Annotated in this window: 14 protein-coding genes and 1 tRNA gene; 10 read left to right on the forward strand and 5 right to left on the reverse strand. The window is 56.9% G+C overall.

Features of this window, described 5'->3' with window-relative positions:
- Window positions 1-12: 12 nt before the first annotated feature.
- Window positions 13-390, reverse strand: coding sequence for a sirohydrochlorin chelatase (locus tag Q668_RS08670; protein WP_022989219.1), 378 nt, complete (start codon window positions 388-390; stop codon window positions 13-15).
- Window positions 391-483: 93 nt separating this feature from the next.
- On the opposite strand from Q668_RS08670, the gene Q668_RS08675 reads away from it, so the two are divergent.
- The 4 genes from Q668_RS08675 to Q668_RS08690 all read left to right on the forward strand — a co-directional run bounded on the left by Q668_RS08675 (window position 484) and on the right by Q668_RS08690 (window position 4,116).
- A complete protein-coding gene (locus Q668_RS08675; protein WP_022989220.1) occupies window positions 484-1,086 on the forward strand; it encodes a DUF924 family protein in 603 nt (200 codons plus the stop codon).
- Window positions 1,087-1,180: 94 nt separating this feature from the next.
- Window positions 1,181-1,256 (forward strand) — tRNA-Gly (locus Q668_RS08680).
- Between the two features lie 128 nt (window positions 1,257-1,384).
- Window positions 1,385-2,182 carry an MOSC domain-containing protein gene (locus Q668_RS08685; RefSeq protein WP_022989221.1) on the forward strand — a complete coding sequence of 266 codons (798 nt, stop codon included), beginning with the start codon at window positions 1,385-1,387 and terminating at the stop codon, window positions 2,180-2,182.
- Between the two features lie 5 nt (window positions 2,183-2,187).
- Window positions 2,188-4,116 (forward strand): ATP-binding cassette domain-containing protein, encoded by a 1,929-nt coding sequence (locus Q668_RS08690; protein WP_036219574.1) that lies wholly within the window; start codon window positions 2,188-2,190, stop codon window positions 4,114-4,116.
- A gap of 20 nt (window positions 4,117-4,136) precedes the next feature.
- Here the strand turns inward: Q668_RS08690 and Q668_RS08695 are convergent, their stop codons facing one another.
- Both Q668_RS08695 and Q668_RS08700 read right to left on the reverse strand, forming a co-directional pair.
- On the reverse strand, window positions 4,137-4,568 hold the full coding sequence (locus Q668_RS08695) for a universal stress protein (RefSeq protein ID WP_022989223.1): 432 nt from the start codon (window positions 4,566-4,568) through the stop codon (window positions 4,137-4,139).
- 148 nt (window positions 4,569-4,716) lie between these two features.
- Window positions 4,717-5,535 carry a hypothetical protein gene (locus Q668_RS08700; protein ID WP_022989224.1) on the reverse strand — a complete coding sequence of 273 codons (819 nt, stop codon included), beginning with the start codon at window positions 5,533-5,535 and terminating at the stop codon, window positions 4,717-4,719.
- Window positions 5,536-5,861: 326 nt separating this feature from the next.
- Here Q668_RS08700 and fadB point away from each other — a divergent pair, with 326 nt between their 5' ends.
- The 3 genes from fadB to topA all read left to right on the forward strand — a co-directional run bounded on the left by fadB (window position 5,862) and on the right by topA (window position 12,124).
- Window positions 5,862-8,009 (forward strand): fatty acid oxidation complex subunit alpha FadB, encoded by a 2,148-nt coding sequence (fadB, locus tag Q668_RS08705; RefSeq protein WP_022989225.1) that lies wholly within the window; start codon window positions 5,862-5,864, stop codon window positions 8,007-8,009.
- Between the two features lie 32 nt (window positions 8,010-8,041).
- Window positions 8,042-9,217 (forward strand): acetyl-CoA C-acyltransferase FadA, encoded by a 1,176-nt coding sequence (fadA, locus tag Q668_RS08710; protein ID WP_036219550.1) that lies wholly within the window; start codon window positions 8,042-8,044, stop codon window positions 9,215-9,217.
- 267 nt (window positions 9,218-9,484) lie between these two features.
- Window positions 9,485-12,124 carry a type I DNA topoisomerase gene (gene topA / locus Q668_RS08715; RefSeq protein WP_022989227.1) on the forward strand — a complete coding sequence of 880 codons (2,640 nt, stop codon included), beginning with the start codon at window positions 9,485-9,487 and terminating at the stop codon, window positions 12,122-12,124.
- Between the two features lie 193 nt (window positions 12,125-12,317).
- On the opposite strand, the gene Q668_RS08720 is transcribed toward topA, so the two are convergent.
- A complete protein-coding gene (locus Q668_RS08720; RefSeq protein ID WP_022989228.1) occupies window positions 12,318-13,187 on the reverse strand; it encodes an NAD(P)-dependent oxidoreductase in 870 nt (289 codons plus the stop codon).
- A 104-nt stretch (window positions 13,188-13,291) separates the two neighbouring features.
- Window positions 13,292-14,566, reverse strand: a complete 1,275-nt coding sequence (gene gltA / locus Q668_RS08725) for a citrate synthase (RefSeq protein ID WP_022989229.1) — start codon at window positions 14,564-14,566, stop codon at window positions 13,292-13,294.
- A gap of 481 nt (window positions 14,567-15,047) precedes the next feature.
- Here gltA and sdhC point away from each other — a divergent pair, with 481 nt between their 5' ends.
- The 3 genes from sdhC to sdhA are packed head-to-tail and all read left to right on the forward strand — an operon-like array spanning window position 15,048 to window position 17,539.
- The gene (gene sdhC, locus Q668_RS08730) at window positions 15,048-15,425 is read left to right on the forward strand and encodes a succinate dehydrogenase, cytochrome b556 subunit (protein ID WP_022989230.1); all 378 of its coding nucleotides are present in this window, start codon (window positions 15,048-15,050) and stop codon (window positions 15,423-15,425) included.
- Window positions 15,422-15,763 (forward strand): succinate dehydrogenase, hydrophobic membrane anchor protein, encoded by a 342-nt coding sequence (gene sdhD / locus Q668_RS08735; RefSeq protein WP_081697577.1) that lies wholly within the window; start codon window positions 15,422-15,424, stop codon window positions 15,761-15,763. Before sdhC ends, sdhD begins: the two co-directional genes overlap by 4 nt.
- A gap of 3 nt (window positions 15,764-15,766) precedes the next feature.
- On the forward strand, window positions 15,767-17,539 hold the full coding sequence (gene sdhA / locus Q668_RS08740; protein ID WP_022989232.1) for a succinate dehydrogenase flavoprotein subunit: 1,773 nt from the start codon (window positions 15,767-15,769) through the stop codon (window positions 17,537-17,539).
- The last annotated feature ends 3 nt before the right edge of the window (window positions 17,540-17,542 follow it).

Below are 17,542 nucleotides of genomic sequence, written 5' to 3' on the forward strand. Positions count from 1 at the left end.
CAAACCGGGTGATCAGACTGCAGCGCGGCCCAGCTCGTCCTGGACAACGTCCCGGATGGCTTCACCCAGATGCGGGTTCTGTCCAATAGGGTCTGCCAGCCGGATTTGTACACCGTGTTGTTTCTCGAGCTCTTCAATCATGGCCGGGACGTCTTTGCGTAAATGCCGGCCCGCAGCCAGGAACAACGGAACGATGGTAAAGCTGGTGGCGCCGCTTTCCTTGCCCCGGGCAACAATCGTCTCCAGGGAAGGCTCGGCCAGCTCCATATAGGCAATGGACGAGTCTTCGACTGACTCGAGGGTAGGCTTGGCCAGTTGTTCAAAGGTATCGCACCAGCGCTGGTCGCTGCTGCCGTGAGCCAGCAGAATAATGCGGTGAGGATTTGCCATGAGGTCTCCGGAATGATCAGATGGATTGGCTGATACGTAATGACTGCAAAGCTATACGATGCTGTTGCCCTAAATGTATCAGGGAGTGGTTGAATGTTCGATTGGAAAGAGCTTTTGGATTACTGGTTTGGCCCCCTGGATGACCAGGGCCTGCCGGATGCATTTCATCGTAACCGCTGGTTTCGGTCTGACAGAAAGTTTGACCAGGAGATTCGCCGCCGCTTTTTGTCCCTGGTTTTGTTTGCCTCCGAGGAGGGGCTGGAGCACTGGCGTACAGCTGCCGGCGGTGCCCTGGCGGAAATCCTGTTGCTGGACCAGTTTACCCGGAATATCTTCCGGGGCGGTGCGCTGGCTTTCGAGCACGATCGCCTGGCCAGGCAATTGTGCCGGCAGGCGATGGACCAGGGCCAGGATGTTCAGTTACCGGCGGTTCAACGCGCCTTTCTGTATATGCCGTTCCAGCACTCTGAGAAGATCAAGGACCAGGAACTGTCGGTGGAGTGCTATCGGCAGTTGGCGGCAAGCCACAACGGCTTGCTGGGAGATTTTCTTGAGAGCTTCCTGCAGTCAGCCCGGGACCATCACGACATCATTGCCCGGTTTGGCCGCTTTCCCCACCGTAACCGTGCCCTCGGGCGCAAGTCTACCGAGCAGGAGCTGGAATACCTGGAGGGAGGGCGGAGGTTTGGCCAATAATCCGCTTTCATAATTTCTTAAAAAAACTGTTGACGCGCTGCGATCGATCAGTAGAATACGCAGCCGTTGAGAGGCAACGCCCTCACAAAGATCTGCGGGAATAGCTCAGTTGGTAGAGCACAACCTTGCCAAGGTTGGGGTCGCGAGTTCGAATCTCGTTTCCCGCTCCAGATTCCAAAAAACCCGACCCCAGTGTCGGGTTTTTTGCTTTCAGGCTCCGGATAACTCCCCTTTCTATTGTCTGTGTCAGCTATACTCGGCATCCTCATTTTTAAACTGATCTGTGCGAGCGCTCAAGATGAAGGTGCAGTCACTTTACCTGTATCCCGTAAAATCCCTGGCAGGCGTTGAAGTTCCAGGTTTTGAGCTGGACGATTTCGGCCCGAAAGGGGATCGCCGCTGGATGATCGTGGACGATCAGAATCGGTTTGTAACCCAGCGGCAGGTGCCAAGGCTTGCCCTGATCAGTGCGGTGATGAGCGATGACGGGGTAGAGGTGCAGATTCCGGATCAGGGGCGTTTTTCCCTGGTGCCGCAGGAGGAGCAGGTTCGGGTCGTGGTCTGGCGTGATACCGTCGATGCCCTGATGGGTGACCCTGCAGCAAGTGCGGCGTTAAGTGAGTTCTGTGGTGTCCCGCTTCGCTTTGTCTATATGCCCGATTCCAGTTTTCGCCGGGTCGATCCGGAGCGGGTCGCCGATAACCGGCGTGTGGGCTTTGCCGACGGCTTTCCGTTTCTGCTCGCCAACCAGGGGTCACTGGATGAGTTGAATACCCGCCTGACGCAGCCGGTATCCATGACACGGTTCCGGCCCAATATTGTCATACAGGGCGTGCCGGCATGGGCCGAGGATAACTGGCGATCGCTGGTGATCGGGACTGTAGGATTTCAGGTCGTCAAACCCTGTTCCCGATGCGTTCTGACAACCGTAGATCCCGAAACGGGCATCAAAGATGCCGGAACCGAGCCCCTGAGAACGCTTTCTACCTACCGTAAAACGCCTGATGGTGTAATCTTCGGCCAGAATGCCATTCATTTAAGCAGTGGCAGGGTCTCGGTCGGAGACCGTGTTGCCATTTCCCAACAGGAGTCGTGAACAAGGTGCCCTTACTGAACCTGGATAAAATTTCCCTTTCTTTCGGCATGCATCCCTTGCTGGATGAGGCCTCGCTGACCATCGAACCGGGTGAGCGGGTGTGTCTGTTAGGGAGAAACGGCGAAGGTAAATCGACGCTCCTGAAAATCGTCAGCGGTGATGTGACTCCTGATGGAGGCATTGTTCGCCTGGAAGAGGGCTCGGTGCTGGCGGTATTGCCCCAGAACCTGCCGTCTGGCGACACCCGCACCGCCTACGATGTGGTGGCTTCGGCGTTTCCGGAAACCGGCGAGTTGCTGGCGGAGTTTCACCGCTTGTCCCAGCAGGCAGATGAAGCCAGCCTGGACCGGATGATGAAGGTTCAGGAGCGCCTCGAAAGCCTGGATGGCTGGCGCCTGGACCATAAGGTCACCACGATCCTGGCCCAGTACGGCGTAGATCCGGACCGTACGCTCAATACCTTGTCTGGCGGCTGGCAGCGCCGGGTTTTGCTGGCAAGGGCGTTGGTGGCAGAGCCGGACATCCTGTTACTGGATGAGCCAACCAACCATCTTGATGTGCCCGCGATTGCCTGGCTGGAAGAGGCTCTGGGCCAGTTTCGGGGTGCCATGCTGTTTGTCAGCCATGACCGGGCCTTTATCCGGCGCATGGCGACCCGCGTAGTCGAGCTGGACCGGGGGCAGTTGATCAGTTTTGCGGCCAACTATGACAAGTACCTGGAGCTGAAAGAAAAGGCGCTGGAAGATGAAGAGCGCCAGAACGCCTTGTTTGACAAGCGCCTGAAACAGGAAGAGGCGTGGATACGACAGGGCATCAAGGCCCGCAGAACCCGCAATATGGGCCGTGTAAGGGCGCTCAGGGCCATGCGCGAAGAGCATCGCCAGCGCCGGGTTCGCGGTGGCACTGCCAATTTCTCCGTTGAAGAGGCAGCCCGTTCCGGCAAGCTGGTGGCTGAAGCCCGGCAGGCAGGCTTTGCCTACCCGGGCAGTGATCCGGTTATCCGGGATATGACGCTGACCATTCTGCGAGGCGACAAGATCGGCCTGGTAGGGGAGAACGGAACCGGCAAGACCACGCTGGTACGACTACTGTTGGGAGAGCTTGAACCTACTGAAGGAAGCATCCGGCTGGGTACCAATCTGCAGGTGGCGTACTTCGATCAGCTGCGGGGCGAGCTGGACCTGGAAAGCAACGCTCTGGACAACCTGGCCGAGGGTCGGGAATTTATCGATATCAACGGCCAAAGCAAACACGTTCTGGGATACCTGCAGGAATTCCTGTTCACCCCGGAACGTGCCCGTTCGCCGGTCAGTGTTTTCTCGGGTGGTGAGCGAGCCCGTCTGTTGCTGGCCAAGCTGTTCAGCAAGCCTGCCAACATCCTGGTTCTGGACGAACCGACCAACGACCTGGATGTGGAAACCCTGGAACTGCTCGAAGAACAGCTCTCCGAGTTCAAGGGTACGGTGATTGTGATCAGTCACGACCGGGAATTCCTGGATAACGTGGTCACCGACACCATCTTCCTGGATGGCACCGGTCGCGTGCGCGAGTTTGTTGGCGGTTACAGCGATTGGCGCCGGCAAGGCGGGGTGTTTCCGGCGGAGTCTTCTGGCAGCCGGCCGGACAAACAGGATAAGCGGGAAAAGACTGAGGCAACGACAAAGAAGCCTGAGGCTTCTGCAGCTCCCGCAGCAAAGTCCAAACCGGTGAAACTGAGTTACAAGCTCAAGCTCGAACTGGAGCAGTTACCGGGTAAAATCGAGGCTTTGGAGCAGGAAGTGGCGGAGTTTCAGCAAGCGATCTCCGCGCCGGATTTTTATTCCGGAGATCCGGAGAAGGTTTCGAAGACACTGGAGCAGTTGTCTGACGCAGAAGCCCGCCTTGAGCAGGTCATCGAGCGCTGGATGGAGCTGGAAGAGCAGGCGGGGCAGTAGCAGCCCCGCCATCGCCTTTATCAGTGAATGCGCACTGCCAGAACGTCACATTCTGTGCCGTGCAGCACGCCATTGGCGGTAGAGCCCAACAGCAGCTGGAAACCTTTGCGTCCGTGGCTACCGACAATCACCAGGTCCACTCCCTGTTCCTTCACCAGCCGGTGAATTTCAGATTCCGGACGGCCAACCGTCACAATCTGGCTGTCCTTGGCTACGCCGTATTGCTCGCCATATTGCCCAAGCTGGTCATGGGCGGCCTTGTCCAGCTGATCCTGCAATTCAGAAAGATCCATGGGGATGTCGCCGCCATAGGCATAGCCGACAGGCTCCACTACGTGAACCAGCAACAGCTCCGCCGCCTGTGACTCGGCAATGGACTTGGCTTTGTTAAGGACCTGCGGTGCTTCTTCGGTCAGGTCGATGGCAACCAGAACTTTTTTGTAGGTGGACATGGGGTCTTGCTCCTTCGCGCTGGGAAATAATCCTGAATGACTCTGGACTGTATACCAATCAAGTGTATAGCCATTCTGACCGGCATCAAGCGGAAAGGGAAGTTTTTGGCCGGTGGGCAATGAGTTAACCCGGCCGGCCAGGCAGGAATCAGGCGTTATTGCGGAGCATTACAATGGCGTCGTCCAGACCCTGGATAATGCCTTTGGAGTAACGGTCGATAATAAAGCTGACGTTGTTGTCGTTGTAGTTGATGTAGGAGCCGCGAATGAACTGCCACTTGGCGGCCACATCATCGAGGGCAGTTTTCAGTTCGCCGGTCGCTGAGCCGGAGCGCGCCTGCGCCAGAAGCTCGTCAAACATCAGCGCCTGCTGGTCGAGCGACACTTCGTTGGCGGCGCCCTGGAACGTCTGGGAGACGGAAGAGTGGGTACGGGCGGCGTAGCGGGCCATCATCTGAGCCATCAGCACTGCCGCTGAGCGCGCCGATTCCACTTGCGGGTTGGTTTCGGTTCCGCTGCTTTCCCTGGCGAGGTCGTAAAGCTCTGTGGCGGTATCGTTCATCGACTGCCCCTGATTGGCGAGCTCGGCCATCAGGCGCAGGTCAGGGTAACCGCGATCCCGTACTTCGTTGATGTTGCTGCGCATCAGGTCCTTGAAGCTGTCGAATGACCGGTTCAGTTCCTCGACCTGTTCGTCTGAAAGCACGCCACTGTTGCTGCCGACCACAGAGTTCATGGCGTCGTTGGCGCTATTGATTCCAACCACGACACGGTTGAGCAATTCGGTGTCGGAGGTTGCGCTGAAGGCGTAGAAGGCGTCCAGCGCCAGGTAGTTGTTGATGCGGAAATCATGAAGGTCTGCGAGGAACTCGTTACCGGATTCCTGTGCCTTGGCGCCGAACGCGGTAAAGGACAACAGGATCAGGGCTGCCAGAAGTGAGCGGATTCGCAGGTGGGCGTCTTTCATCGGATCAGTCTCCGTAATGCCGTTTTATTATTGTGGACTAAAGTCTCAACTCGAAGTTAAAGTAACTACGCAGCCTAATCAACTAATTTCCGGCTGTTACCGGTACCACTTCACTTTTTTATCAAGAGTTTCTCCGGGTTCCCTGCAGAAACAAATTGACAAACGCTCCGTTTTTTTCCATCGTGTGGCCTCACGATTCAAACGACTGTATGAATTTTGGATCGGAAGATCGGGCAGTGACCGAAATCTCGCTGCACAAACAGCCGGCCCGGCAGCTATTGTCAGCCGGTTGTCAGCAGTTCCAAACACAGACTGGAGATCAGTTGATGATTTACGAAGGTAAAGCCATCACGGTTAAAGAGATCGAAGGCGGGATCGCTCAGTTGAACTTTGACTTGCAGGGCGAGTCAGTCAACAAGTTCAACCGTCTCACCATCGAAGAGCTGGGCGCCGCAGCTGAAGCACTCAAATCCCAGAAGAACCTCAAGGGCCTGGTGGTTACCAGTTCCAAGGACAGCTTTATTGTCGGTGCCGATATCACCGAGTTTACCGAGCTGTTCGCAGGTTCCGAAGAAGCTCTCGTGGCCAACAGCATGAAGGCCAACGAAGTATTCAACGCCATTGAAGACCTGCCGTTCCCGACCGTTACCGCTATTAACGGTATCGCTCTGGGTGGTGGCTTCGAAATGTGCCTTTCCACCGACTACCGGGTTATGGCTCCCAAGGCCAAGGTAGGTCTGCCGGAAGTGAAGCTGGGTATCTTCCCGGGCTTCGGCGGTACTGTTCGCCTGTCCCGCCTGGTGGGTGTGGATAACGCGGTTGAGTGGATTGCCGGTGGTACTGAAAACCGCGCTGATGCCGCTCTGAAAGTGGGCGCTGTTGATGCCGTGGTTGAAGCCGACAAGCTGGTCGACGCAGCCGTTGCCATTATCAATCAGTGCAACGAAGGCAAGCTGGACAACCTGGCGCGCCGTGAAGAGAAGAAAGGCAAGATCAAGCTCAACGCCATGGAAAGCATGATGGCGTTCGAGATTTCCAAGGCGTTCGTGGCCGGCAAGGCTGGCAAGAACTATCCGGCGCCGGTGGAAGCCATCAAGACCATGCAGAAGCATGCCGGCATGACCCGCGACAAGGCGATCGAAGTAGAAGCCAAGGGCTTCGCCAAGATGGCCAAGACCAACGTTGCCGCGTGTCTGGTTGGTCTGTTCCTGAACGACCAGGCCCTGAAGAAGAAAGCCAGTGCCTGGGAAAAAGAAGCCTCTGATGTGAACCTGGCTGCCGTACTGGGCGCCGGTATCATGGGTGGCGGTGTAGCCTTCCAGTCGGCGCTGAAAGGCACCCCGATTGTTATGAAGGACATCAACCAGGACGGCATCAAGCTGGGCCTGAGTGAAGCCAAGAAGCTGCTGTCCAAGCGTGTCGCCAAGGGCAAGATGGACGCTGGTCAGATGGGCGACGTTCTGAACAACATCACGCCGACCCTGAACTACGGCGATTTCAAGAACGTAGACCTGGTTGTTGAAGCGGTTGTTGAAAACCCGAAGGTGAAAGATGCCGTTCTGCGCGAGACCGAAGACGCGGTTCGCGAAGACGCCATCCTGACGTCCAACACCTCTACCATCTCCATCAACCTTCTGGCCAAGAACCTGAAGCGTCCGGAGAACTTCTGCGGCATGCACTTCTTCAACCCGGTACACATGATGCCGCTGGTTGAGGTTATCCGTGGCGAGAAGACCAGTGACCGCGCTATCGCGACCACCGTTGCCTACGCCAAGGCCATGGGCAAGACCCCGATCGTGGTTAACGATTGCCCGGGCTTCCTGGTTAACCGTGTTCTGTTCCCGTACTTCGGCGGCTTTGCTGCGCTGGTACGTGACGGTGCCGATTTCCAGAAGATCGACAAGGTGATGGAAAAGTTCGGCTGGCCCATGGGCCCGGCCTACCTGCTCGACGTGGTGGGCATGGACACTGCCAAGCACGCCAACGAAGTGATGGCAGACGGCTTCCCGGATCGCATGAAGGCTGACTTCAAGTCTGCCATCGACGTGATGTTCGAGAACAACCGTTACGGCCAGAAGAACGACAAGGGCTTCTACAAGTACGAAGAAGACAAGAAGGGCAAGCCGAAGAAGGTTGTCGACGAAGAAACCTACAAGCTGATCGAGCCTGTGGTTAACGGCAGCAAGGACTTCGACGAAGAAGACATCATCGCCCGTATGATGATTCCTCTGTGCCTGGAAACCGTTCGCTGCCTGGAAGACAACATTGTTGAAGACCCGGCCGATGCAGACATGGGCCTGATCTACGGTATCGGTTTCCCTCCGTTCCGTGGTGGTGCCCTGCGCTACGTCGACGACATGGGCGTCGACAAGTTCGTCGAACTGGCAGACAAATATGCAGATCTCGGCCCGCTGTACGCGCCGACCGAGAAGCTGCGTGAAATGGCCAAGACTGGCAAGAAGTTCTTTGGCTAACCCTTACGAGATTTCCGAACGGAGAAAGATCTATGAGCCTTAATCCGAGAGACGTTGTCGTCGTCGATTGCGTGCGGACTCCGATGGGTCGTGCCAAAAACGGCTGTTTCCGCAACGTTCGCGCCGAGACTCTGTCTGCTGCGCTGATTGAAGCACTGTTTGAGCGCAACCCGAAGCTCGATCCGAAAGAAGTAGAAGACGTAATCTGGGGCTGTGTAAACCAGACTAAAGAGCAGGGCTTTAACGTGGCGCGGCAGATTTCCCTGCTGACCCGTATCCCGCACGAGTCTGCTGCCCAGACCGTTAACCGTCTGTGTGGTTCCGCCATGAGCGCCATCCACACTGCCGCCCAGGCGATTCAGACCGGTAACGGTGACGTGTTCATGGTAGGCGGTGTCGAGCACATGGGCCACGTACCCATGACTGCCGGCTTCGACCACAACCCGGCTGCGTCCAAGTACTCTGCAAAAGCGTCCAACATGATGGGCCTGACTGCAGAAATGCTGGCGAAAATGCACGGTATTACCCGCGAGCAGCAGGATGAGTTCGGTGCCCGTTCCCATCGCCTGGCCCACGAAGCCACTGTTGAAGGCCGTTTCAAGAACGAAATCGTTCCGATTGAAGGCCACGACGAAAACGGCTTTGTGAAGCTGATCGAAGAAGACGAGACCATTCGTCCGGAAACAACCGCTGAGTCCCTGGGCCAGCTGCGTCCGGCGTTTGATCCGAAGAACGGTACCGTAACTGCCGGTACGTCTTCCCAGCTGACCGATGGCGCGGCTGCCATGGTACTGATGTCCGCTGAGCGGGCAGAAGCACTGGGTCTGACCCCGATTGCCAAGATCCGCAGCATGGCTGTTGCTGGCTGTGATCCCGCAATCATGGGCTACGGCCCGGTTCCGGCCACCAAGAAGGCACTGAAGCGTGCAGGCCTGAAAGTTGAAGATATCGACTTCTGGGAACTGAACGAAGCCTTCGCAGGCCAGTCCCTGCCGGTCCTGAAAGACCTGAAACTGCTGGGTGTTATGGAAGAGAAGGTTAACCTGAACGGCGGCGCGATTGCCCTTGGCCATCCGCTGGGCTGCTCCGGTGCCCGTATCTCCACCACACTGCTGAATATCATGCAGGCCAAAGGCGGTAAGCTTGGTGTATCCACCATGTGTATCGGCCTGGGTCAGGGCATTGCCACTGTGTGGGAGCGCCTCTGATCGGTTAGTCCGGATCAGTAACGCTCAATCAGGAGGCCCGGCAATTCGCCGGGCCTTCCTGTTTCAGGGATTGTAAAACGGCCCGGAAATCCCAAAAAACGGTGACTGAAATCAAAGAATGGGTTGTTTTGCCATTCTTGACCCTGTAAAACAGTGAGCCTATACACAATGGCAGCCCCTGTGTTTTCCAGTTGCCTGATTTTTATGCGAGTTTACGGTTCTGTCCAGAACTTGACCGATTGATCGCCAAGGATACAGATCTCCGATATGGGTAAAAGTCTCGTTATTGTCGAGTCTCCAGCGAAAGCGAAGACCATCAACAAGTACCTGGGCTCGGATTTTATAGTTAAGTCCAGTGTTGGCCACATTCGTGACCTGCCAGTCAGTGGCAGTGGTAGCCAGTCAGACCCGAAAGAGCGCGCCAGGCAGGCCGCTACCACCCGCAAGATGAGCCCGGACGAAAAAGCCGAGCACAAGAAGCGTAAGGCCCGTGAACAGCTGGTTGCCCGCATGGGGGTAAATCCCGATAACGACTGGAGCGCCCGTTACGAGATCCTGCCCGGTAAGGAAAAGGTCGTCAGCGAGCTAAAGCGCCTGGCCAAGAATGCCGACCACATCTATCTGGCAACGGATTTGGACAGGGAAGGGGAAGCCATCGCCTGGCACCTTCAGGAGACCATTGGCGGCGAGCCGGAAAAGTATCGCCGCGTGGTGTTCAACGAAATTACCAAGCGGGCCATCCAGGAAGCGTTCAAGGACCCCGGTGAGCTGGATAACAACCGGGTAAATGCCCAGCAGGCGCGCCGGTTCCTGGATCGCGTTGTGGGTTACATGGTTTCGCCGCTGCTCTGGGCCAAGATTGCCCGAGGCCTGTCTGCTGGCCGGGTTCAGTCGGTTGCCGTGCGCCTGATCGTTGAGCGTGAGCGGGAAATCCGCAAGTTCGTGCCGGAGGAATTCTGGCAGCTGCACGCAGACCTGACCGCAGAAGGAACCAGGGACCCGGTTCGGTTCGAGGTTACCCGCTACAACGACAAGCCCTACCGTCCGGTTAATGATGTTCAGAGCAAGGAACATGTTGACCGTCTGAAAGCCGGTAGCTTCAAGGTGGCCAAGCGGGAAGACAAGCCAACCCGTTCACGGCCCTCTGCTCCCTTTATTACCTCGACACTGCAGCAGGCGGCGAGCAACCGCATGGGCTTCAGTGTCAAGAAAACCATGATGCTGGCCCAGCGCCTGTACGAGGCGGGCTACATCACCTACATGCGTACAGACTCGACCAACCTGAGCCAGGATGCTGTAACCGGCTGCCGCGAGTTTATTCAGAAACAGTTCGGTGATCGCTACCTGCCCGAGAAGCCCCGCGTGTACGGTAGCAAGGAAGGCGCCCAGGAGGCCCACGAGGCCATCCGGCCTACTGACGTATCCCGCAGGCCTACCGATATCAGTGGCCTGGAAAAGGATGCGGAGAAGCTTTACGACCTGATCTGGCGCCAGTTTATCGCCTGCCAGATGGCGGATGCCGAATTCCTCAGCACCTCCATCGTTGTGGCCAATGGTGACTACGAACTGCGTACCCGTGGTCGCATCGTCAAGTTCGAAGGTTTCCTGAAAGCTGCGCCCCAGTCAGCCAAGAAAGACGAAGACGTGGCGCTCCCAGACATCAAGGTAGATCAGCCCCTGGATCTCAAGAAGCTGGATCCGACCCAGCATTTCACCAAGCCTTCGCCGCGCTATACCGAAGCCAGCCTGGTCAAGGAACTGGAAAAGCAGGGCATTGGCCGTCCTTCTACCTACGCATCCATTATTTCCACCATCCAGGATCGTGGTTACGTGCGGCTTCAGAACCGCCGTTTTTACGCCGAGAAGATGGGCGAGATTGTTACCGAACGGCTGGCAGAATCTTTCCCGAACCTGATGGATTACGATTTTACCGCGCGCCTGGAAGGCGAGCTGGACGAGATTGCCGAAGGCGACGTTCAGTGGAAGAAGGTGCTGAACGACTTCTACGCCAAGTTCCGTAACCAGCTCGAAAGTGCGGAAAAGACCGACGGCGGTATGCGGGCCAACACACCCACAGAAACCGATATTCCTTGCCCCAGCTGTGGCCGTAACATGCAGATTCGCGTGGCCAGTACCGGGGTATTCCTGGGTTGTTCCGGCTATTCATTGCCGCCCAAGGAGCGTTGCAAGACCACCATTAACCTGGTGTCTGGCGACGAAGTGGTCAGTGCCGATGAAGATGTGGAAGGTGAAGGCGAAACCCGCCTGCTGCGTATGAAGCGCCGCTGTCCGAAATGCGGCACGGCCATGGACAGCTACCTGATTGATGAAAAGCGCAAGCTGCACGTGTGCGGTAACAACCCCGACTGCTCCGGCTACGAAGTGGAAGAGGGCAGTTTCCGCATCAAGGGCTACGACGGCCCTACGCTGGAATGCGACAAGTGTGGTTCCGAAATGCAGCTGAAAACCGGCCGCTTCGGCAAGTACTTCGGCTGCACCAACAGCGAGTGCAAGAACACCCGCAAACTGCTGAAGAACGGCGAGCCTGCGCCCCCCAAAATGGACCCGGTGCCCATGCCGGAGCTGCAGTGCCAGAAGGTAGACGACACCTACGTGCTGCGTGACGGTGCTTCCGGCCTGTTCCTGGCTGCCAGTAAGTTCCCGAAAAACCGGGAAACCCGCCCACCGCTGGTGATGGAAATCAAGCCACACCGCAAGGAAATCGACCCGAAATACGATTACCTGATGGACGCCCCGGAGAAGGATCCCGAGGGTAACCCGACGGTGATCCGCTACAGCCGGAAGTCGAAAGAGCAGTACGTTATGTCGGAACAGGATGGCAAAGCCACCGGCTGGTCCGCCTGGTACGAAAACGGCCGCTGGGTGCCTCGGGACAAGAAGAAGTGATTCTTTTTTGCCACGAAATCCACTAAAAAACACGAAAAAAGAAAACTGATTAGCCACGGACACTCACGGACCCACACGGACAAAAGAGAAAACTGTTTTTTTACTGTCCGTGAGAGTCCGTGAGTGTCCGTGGAAAAAAATCAGTTATCTTTTCTTCACTTTCGTGTTCTTTAGTGGATTTCGTGGCAAATGATTACTTCTTACGAAGCCTCTGAATCAGCGAAGACGTATCCCAGCGGTTTCCGCCCATCTCCTGCACATCTCCGTAGAACTGGTCCACCAGTGCCGTTACCGGCAGTCTGGAGCCGTTTCTGCGGGCTTCTTCGAGGCAGATGCCCAGGTCCTTGCGCATCCAGTCCACCGCAAAGCCGTGGTTGAATTCGCCGTCGATCATGGTTCCGGAGCGGTTTTCCATCTGCCAGGACTGGGCCGCGCCCTTGGAAATCACGTCCACCACCTTGCGCACGTCCAGCTCTGCCTGTTCGGCAAAGTGCAGGGCTTCTGACAGCCCCTGTACCAGCCCCGCAATGGCAATCTGGTTAACCATCTTGGTCTTCTGGCCGCTGCCCACAGGGCCCATCAGGTTCAGGGCCCGGGCGTAGCATTCGAGTACTGGCTTAACCTTGCTGAAATCCTCGGGGCTGCCGCCGCACATAATCGTCAGTTGGCCGTTTTCGGCACCTTGCTGGCCGCCGGAAACCGGGGCGTCGATAAAGCCCTGGCCCCGTGCACGGGCCGCCTGTGCCAGTGTCTCGGCAATGCCGGCAGATGCAGTGGTGTGGTCTACCAGGGTGGCTGTGGCCGGGGCGTTGCTGATGATGCCATCGGGGGCCGTGTAGACTTCTTCCAGGTCTTTATCGGCGCCCACGCAGGTCAGTACCACGTCTGCGTTGGCGACCGCATCTGCAATGCTGTCACAGGCTTTGCCCGGATACTGTTCGGCCCACTGACGGGCCTTTTCGCTGGTGCGGTTCCAAACGCTGACGTCATAGCCGGCCCGGGCAAGGTGGCCTGCCATCGGGTGGCCCATTACCCCGAGCCCGATAAACGCGATAGTTGCCATGATCTGCTCCTGGTTGTTGTCGGATTAGTCGAATTTGTCGTGCCATGATACGAAAAAAGCCGCTGGATTCAGCGGCTTTTTTCTGGGTGAACCAAGCTTGCAGCTTACTTCTTCGGGTAGTCGCGCTTCGGCGAGCCGGTGTACAGCTGGCGCGGACGGCCGATGCGGTTGGCACCGCTGACCATTTCGTTCCAGTGAGAGAACCAGCCGATGGTGCGGGACATGGCGAAGATCACGGTAAACATGGAAGTCGGAATACCGATGGCCTTCAGAATGATGCCGGAGTAGAAGTCGACGTTCGGGTACAGCTGGCGCTGAACGAAGTATTCGTCTTCCAGGGCAATTTTTTCCAGGCGCTGGGCAATCTTCAGCAGCGGATCGTTTTCCAGGCCCAGCTCGCTCAGCACTTCGTGGGCGGTCTGTGCCATTACCTTGGCGCGCGGGTCAAAGTTCTTGTAAACCCGGTGACCAAAGCCCATCAGGCGGAAAGGATCGTCTTTGTCCTTGGCCTTGGCGATGAATTTCTCGATGTTGGACTCGTCGCCGATTTCAGCCAGCATGTCCAGAACCGCTTCGTTCGCACCGCCGTGCGCCGGGCCCCAAAGGGCGGCGATGCCGGAGGCGATACACGCGTACGGGTTGGCGCCGGTGGAGCCCGCCAGGCGTACGGTGGAGGTAGAGGCGTTCTGCTCGTGGTCAGCGTGGAGGATAAAGATCTTGTCCATCGCGTTGGCCAGAACCGGGCTCGGCTTGTAGTCCTCGCAAGGGGTGCCGAACATCATGTACAGGAAGTTCTCGGCGTAGGACAGGTCGTTACGCGGATACATGAACGGCTGGCCCATGGAGTACTTGTAGCACCATGCGGCGATGGTCGGCATCTTGGCGATCAGGCGATGGCCGGTAATCTCGCGCTGCTTGGGATCAGCCACATCCATCTGGTCGTGGTAGAACGCAGACAGGGCGCCCACAACGCCGCACATAATGGCCATGGGGTGCGCATCACGGCGGAAGCCGTTGAAGAAGTTGCGCATCTGGTCGTGCAGCATGGTGTGGTTTTTGATGGTGTCGTGGAACTGCTTGTTCTCTTCAGCGCTCGGCAGTTCACCGTTCAGGAGCAGGTAGCATACCTCGAGGAAGTCGGAATGCTCGGCCAGCTGGTCGATCGGGTAACCCCGGTGCAGCAGGACGCCTTTGGCACCATCGATGTAGGTGATGGCAGATTCGCAGGCTGCGGTAGATACAAAACCCGGGTCGTAAGTGAATACGCCTTCCTGGACGAGGCCGCGTACGTCTATAACGTCAGGGCCGACGGTGCCGGAGTAAACCGGTAGCTCAATGGACTTGTCTCCCACCGAGAGCGTGGCTTTCCTGTCGGTCATGGTGCTCTCCCGTTTGATTAGCTGTGACAGCTGATTTGCATGTGTAGATGCGCCAGAAAGCGCGTATTATCGCAAAACTGGGCGCAAAATATAGGGCGTCAGCTTTTTTTGTCAATGAGCTGGGTGCGAAAAGCACCAAATTAACATCCGGTGTAAATGAGGGATATCCCGAATGACGGCGCTTTTGCCCTGAATTCCGGTTTGTCAATAATCCTTATAGATGGGGCAGGGCAGCGCCTCGCAAGGCTTTGGCGGTTGTTGCAAGTTTGTAATTACCGGGGTGTCTCCTTATAATCCGTAGCCCGGAATCGGGGATGCACCGTTTTCTTGCATGCTTCAGCGTAGCAAGCTACCGGGTTGTCATCCGCCCTCCTGAACCAATCGGTTACCGGTATCGTACTGATTCTCCGGACCTAACATACCAACCCACCGCCGCCGGTTTTTCCGGTTTCGCGGTACCAAGAGAGAGTGTGAGAGCGCTGTGAATAGCAAACGACCAGTAAATCTCGATCTCGGCAAGTTCCATTTCCCGCTGCCAGCCATTACTTCGATCCTGCATCGCATCAGCGGCATCATCATTTTTGTTGGTGTTGCATTCCTGATGTACGGCCTGGATCTTTCCCTGTCCGGGGAAGATGGCTTCAACCGGGTTAACGAACTGCTGGACAGCTTCCTGGCAAAGCTGATTATCTGGGGCATCCTGTCTGCTCTGCTTTACCACCTTGCTGCAGGTATCAAGCACCTGCTGATGGATGCGGGTATTGCTGAAGAGCTGGAAAGTGGCCGCCTTGCCGCCAAAATCACGCTTGTGGTTTCCATTGTTCTCATCATTCTGGCAGGAGTCTGGGTATGGGCATGAACAGTGTAACGAATATTGGTCGTAACGGGATTCAGGACTGGATCATCCAGCGGGTTACTGCCTACGTATTGGCTCTGTACACGCTGTTTCTCCTTGGTTTCTTCGTAACTACAGACGTGGACTACCAGGCGTGGTCTTCCCTGTACAGCCAGGGTTGGTTCAAGATTTTCAGCCTGCTGGCGCTGTTGTCCATTGCCGGACACGCCTGGGTAGGCTTGTGGACCGTATCCACCGACTACATCAAAGCAGCAATGCCGCGCTTCCTGCTGCAGGCAGCCTGCATTCTGGTGATGTTCGTATATGTCGTGTGGGGCATTCAGATTCTGTGGGGGCTTTAATCGATGGCTAACATCAAAACCATGTCTTACGACGCGATTGTTATCGGTGGCGGCGGTGCCGGTATGCGTGCCGCCCTGCAGTTGACAGAAGCCGGTATCAACACCGCGTGTATCACCAAGGTCTTTCCGACCCGTTCGCACACAGTGTCTGCCCAAGGCGGCATTACCTGTGCGATCGCAAGCGCTGATCCCAATGATGACTGGCGCTGGCACATGTACGATACCGTCAAGGGCTCCGACTATATCGGTGACCAGGACGCTATCGAGTACATGTGTTCCGTAGGCCCCCAGGCTGTGTTCGAGCTGGAACACATGGGCTTGCCGTTCTCCCGTACCGAGCAGGGCCGTATCTATCAGCGTCCGTTCGGTGGCCAGTCCAAGGGTCCGGATAACCCCACCCAGGCAGCCCGTACCTGTGCCGCCGCTGACCGTACCGGTCACGCCCTGCTGCACACCCTGTACCAGGCCAACCTGAAGGGCGGCACTACCTTCCTGAACGAGTGGTACGCCGTAGACCTGGTCAAGAACAGCAAAGACGAAGTGGTTGGTGTGGTTGCCATCGAGATCGAATCCGGTGAAGTGGCTTACATCAAGTCCAAGGCTACCGTTCTGGCTACCGGTGGTGCTGGCCGTATCTACGCCTCTACCACGAACGCCATGATCAACACCGGCGACGGTATCGGTATGGCGCTGCGTGCCGGTTTCCCGGTACAGGATATGGAAATGTGGCAGTTCCACCCGACCGGTATTCACGGTGCTGGCACCCTGGTTACAGAAGGTTGTCGGGGTGAGGGCGGTTACCTGATCAACGCCGAAGGTGAGCGTTTCATGGAGCGCTATGCTCCGAACGCGAAAGACCTGGCTGGCCGTGACGTTGTGGCCCGTTCCATGGTTCTGGAGATCCTGGAAGGTCGCGGTTGTGGTCCCGACAAGGATCACGTACTGCTGAAGCTGGATCACCTGGGTGAAGAAACCCTGAACCTGCGTCTGCCGGGCATCTGCGAGTTGTCCCGTACCTTTGCGCACGTTGACCCGGTTAAAGAGCCGATCCCGGTCGTTCCGACCTGTCACTACATGATGGGCGGTGTTCCCACCAACGTAGGTGGCCAGGCCCTGACCCAGGATGAAAACGGCAACGACAAGCCTATTCCCGGCCTGTTTGCCTGTGGTGAAGCAGCTTGTGTATCTGTACACGGCGCTAACCGTCTGGGTGGTAACTCCCTGCTGGACCTGGTGGTCTTCGGTCGTGCAGCTGGCCTGCACATTGAAGAGCAGCTGCGTGGCGGCTTCGAGGTTGATGGCGCCAGCGAAGAAGATATCAAGCGTGCCATGGCTCGCCTGGAGCGTCTGGACAGTGCCTCTGAAGGTGAGGATGTGCCCAAGGTTCGTAAGGATCTGCAGAACTGCATGCAGCTGTACTTCGGCGTATTCCGTGACGGCGAGAGCATGGAGAAGGGTATCAAGCTGCTGGAAGAGATTGGCGAGCGTGTTCGCAAGACCAAGCTGGCCGATACCAGCAAGGCGTTCAACACTGCCCGTATCGAAGCGCTGGAGCTGGATAACCTGTACGAAGTTGCCTACGCAACAGCCAAGTCTGCGATCGAGCGTAAAGAAAGCCGTGGTGCGCACGCCCGTAACGACTTTACCGAGCGTGACGACGAGAACTGGCTGAAGCACTCCATGTACTTCCCGCTGGACAAGCGTGTTGGCAAGCGTGACGTGAACTTTGCACCGAAAACGGTTCCGACTTTCCAGCCGAAAGTCCGGACCTACTAAGGG

The organism is Marinobacter sp. ES-1 (genome assembly GCF_000475255.1).
Classification (GTDB): Bacteria; Pseudomonadota; Gammaproteobacteria; order Pseudomonadales; family Oleiphilaceae; genus Marinobacter; species Marinobacter vinifirmus.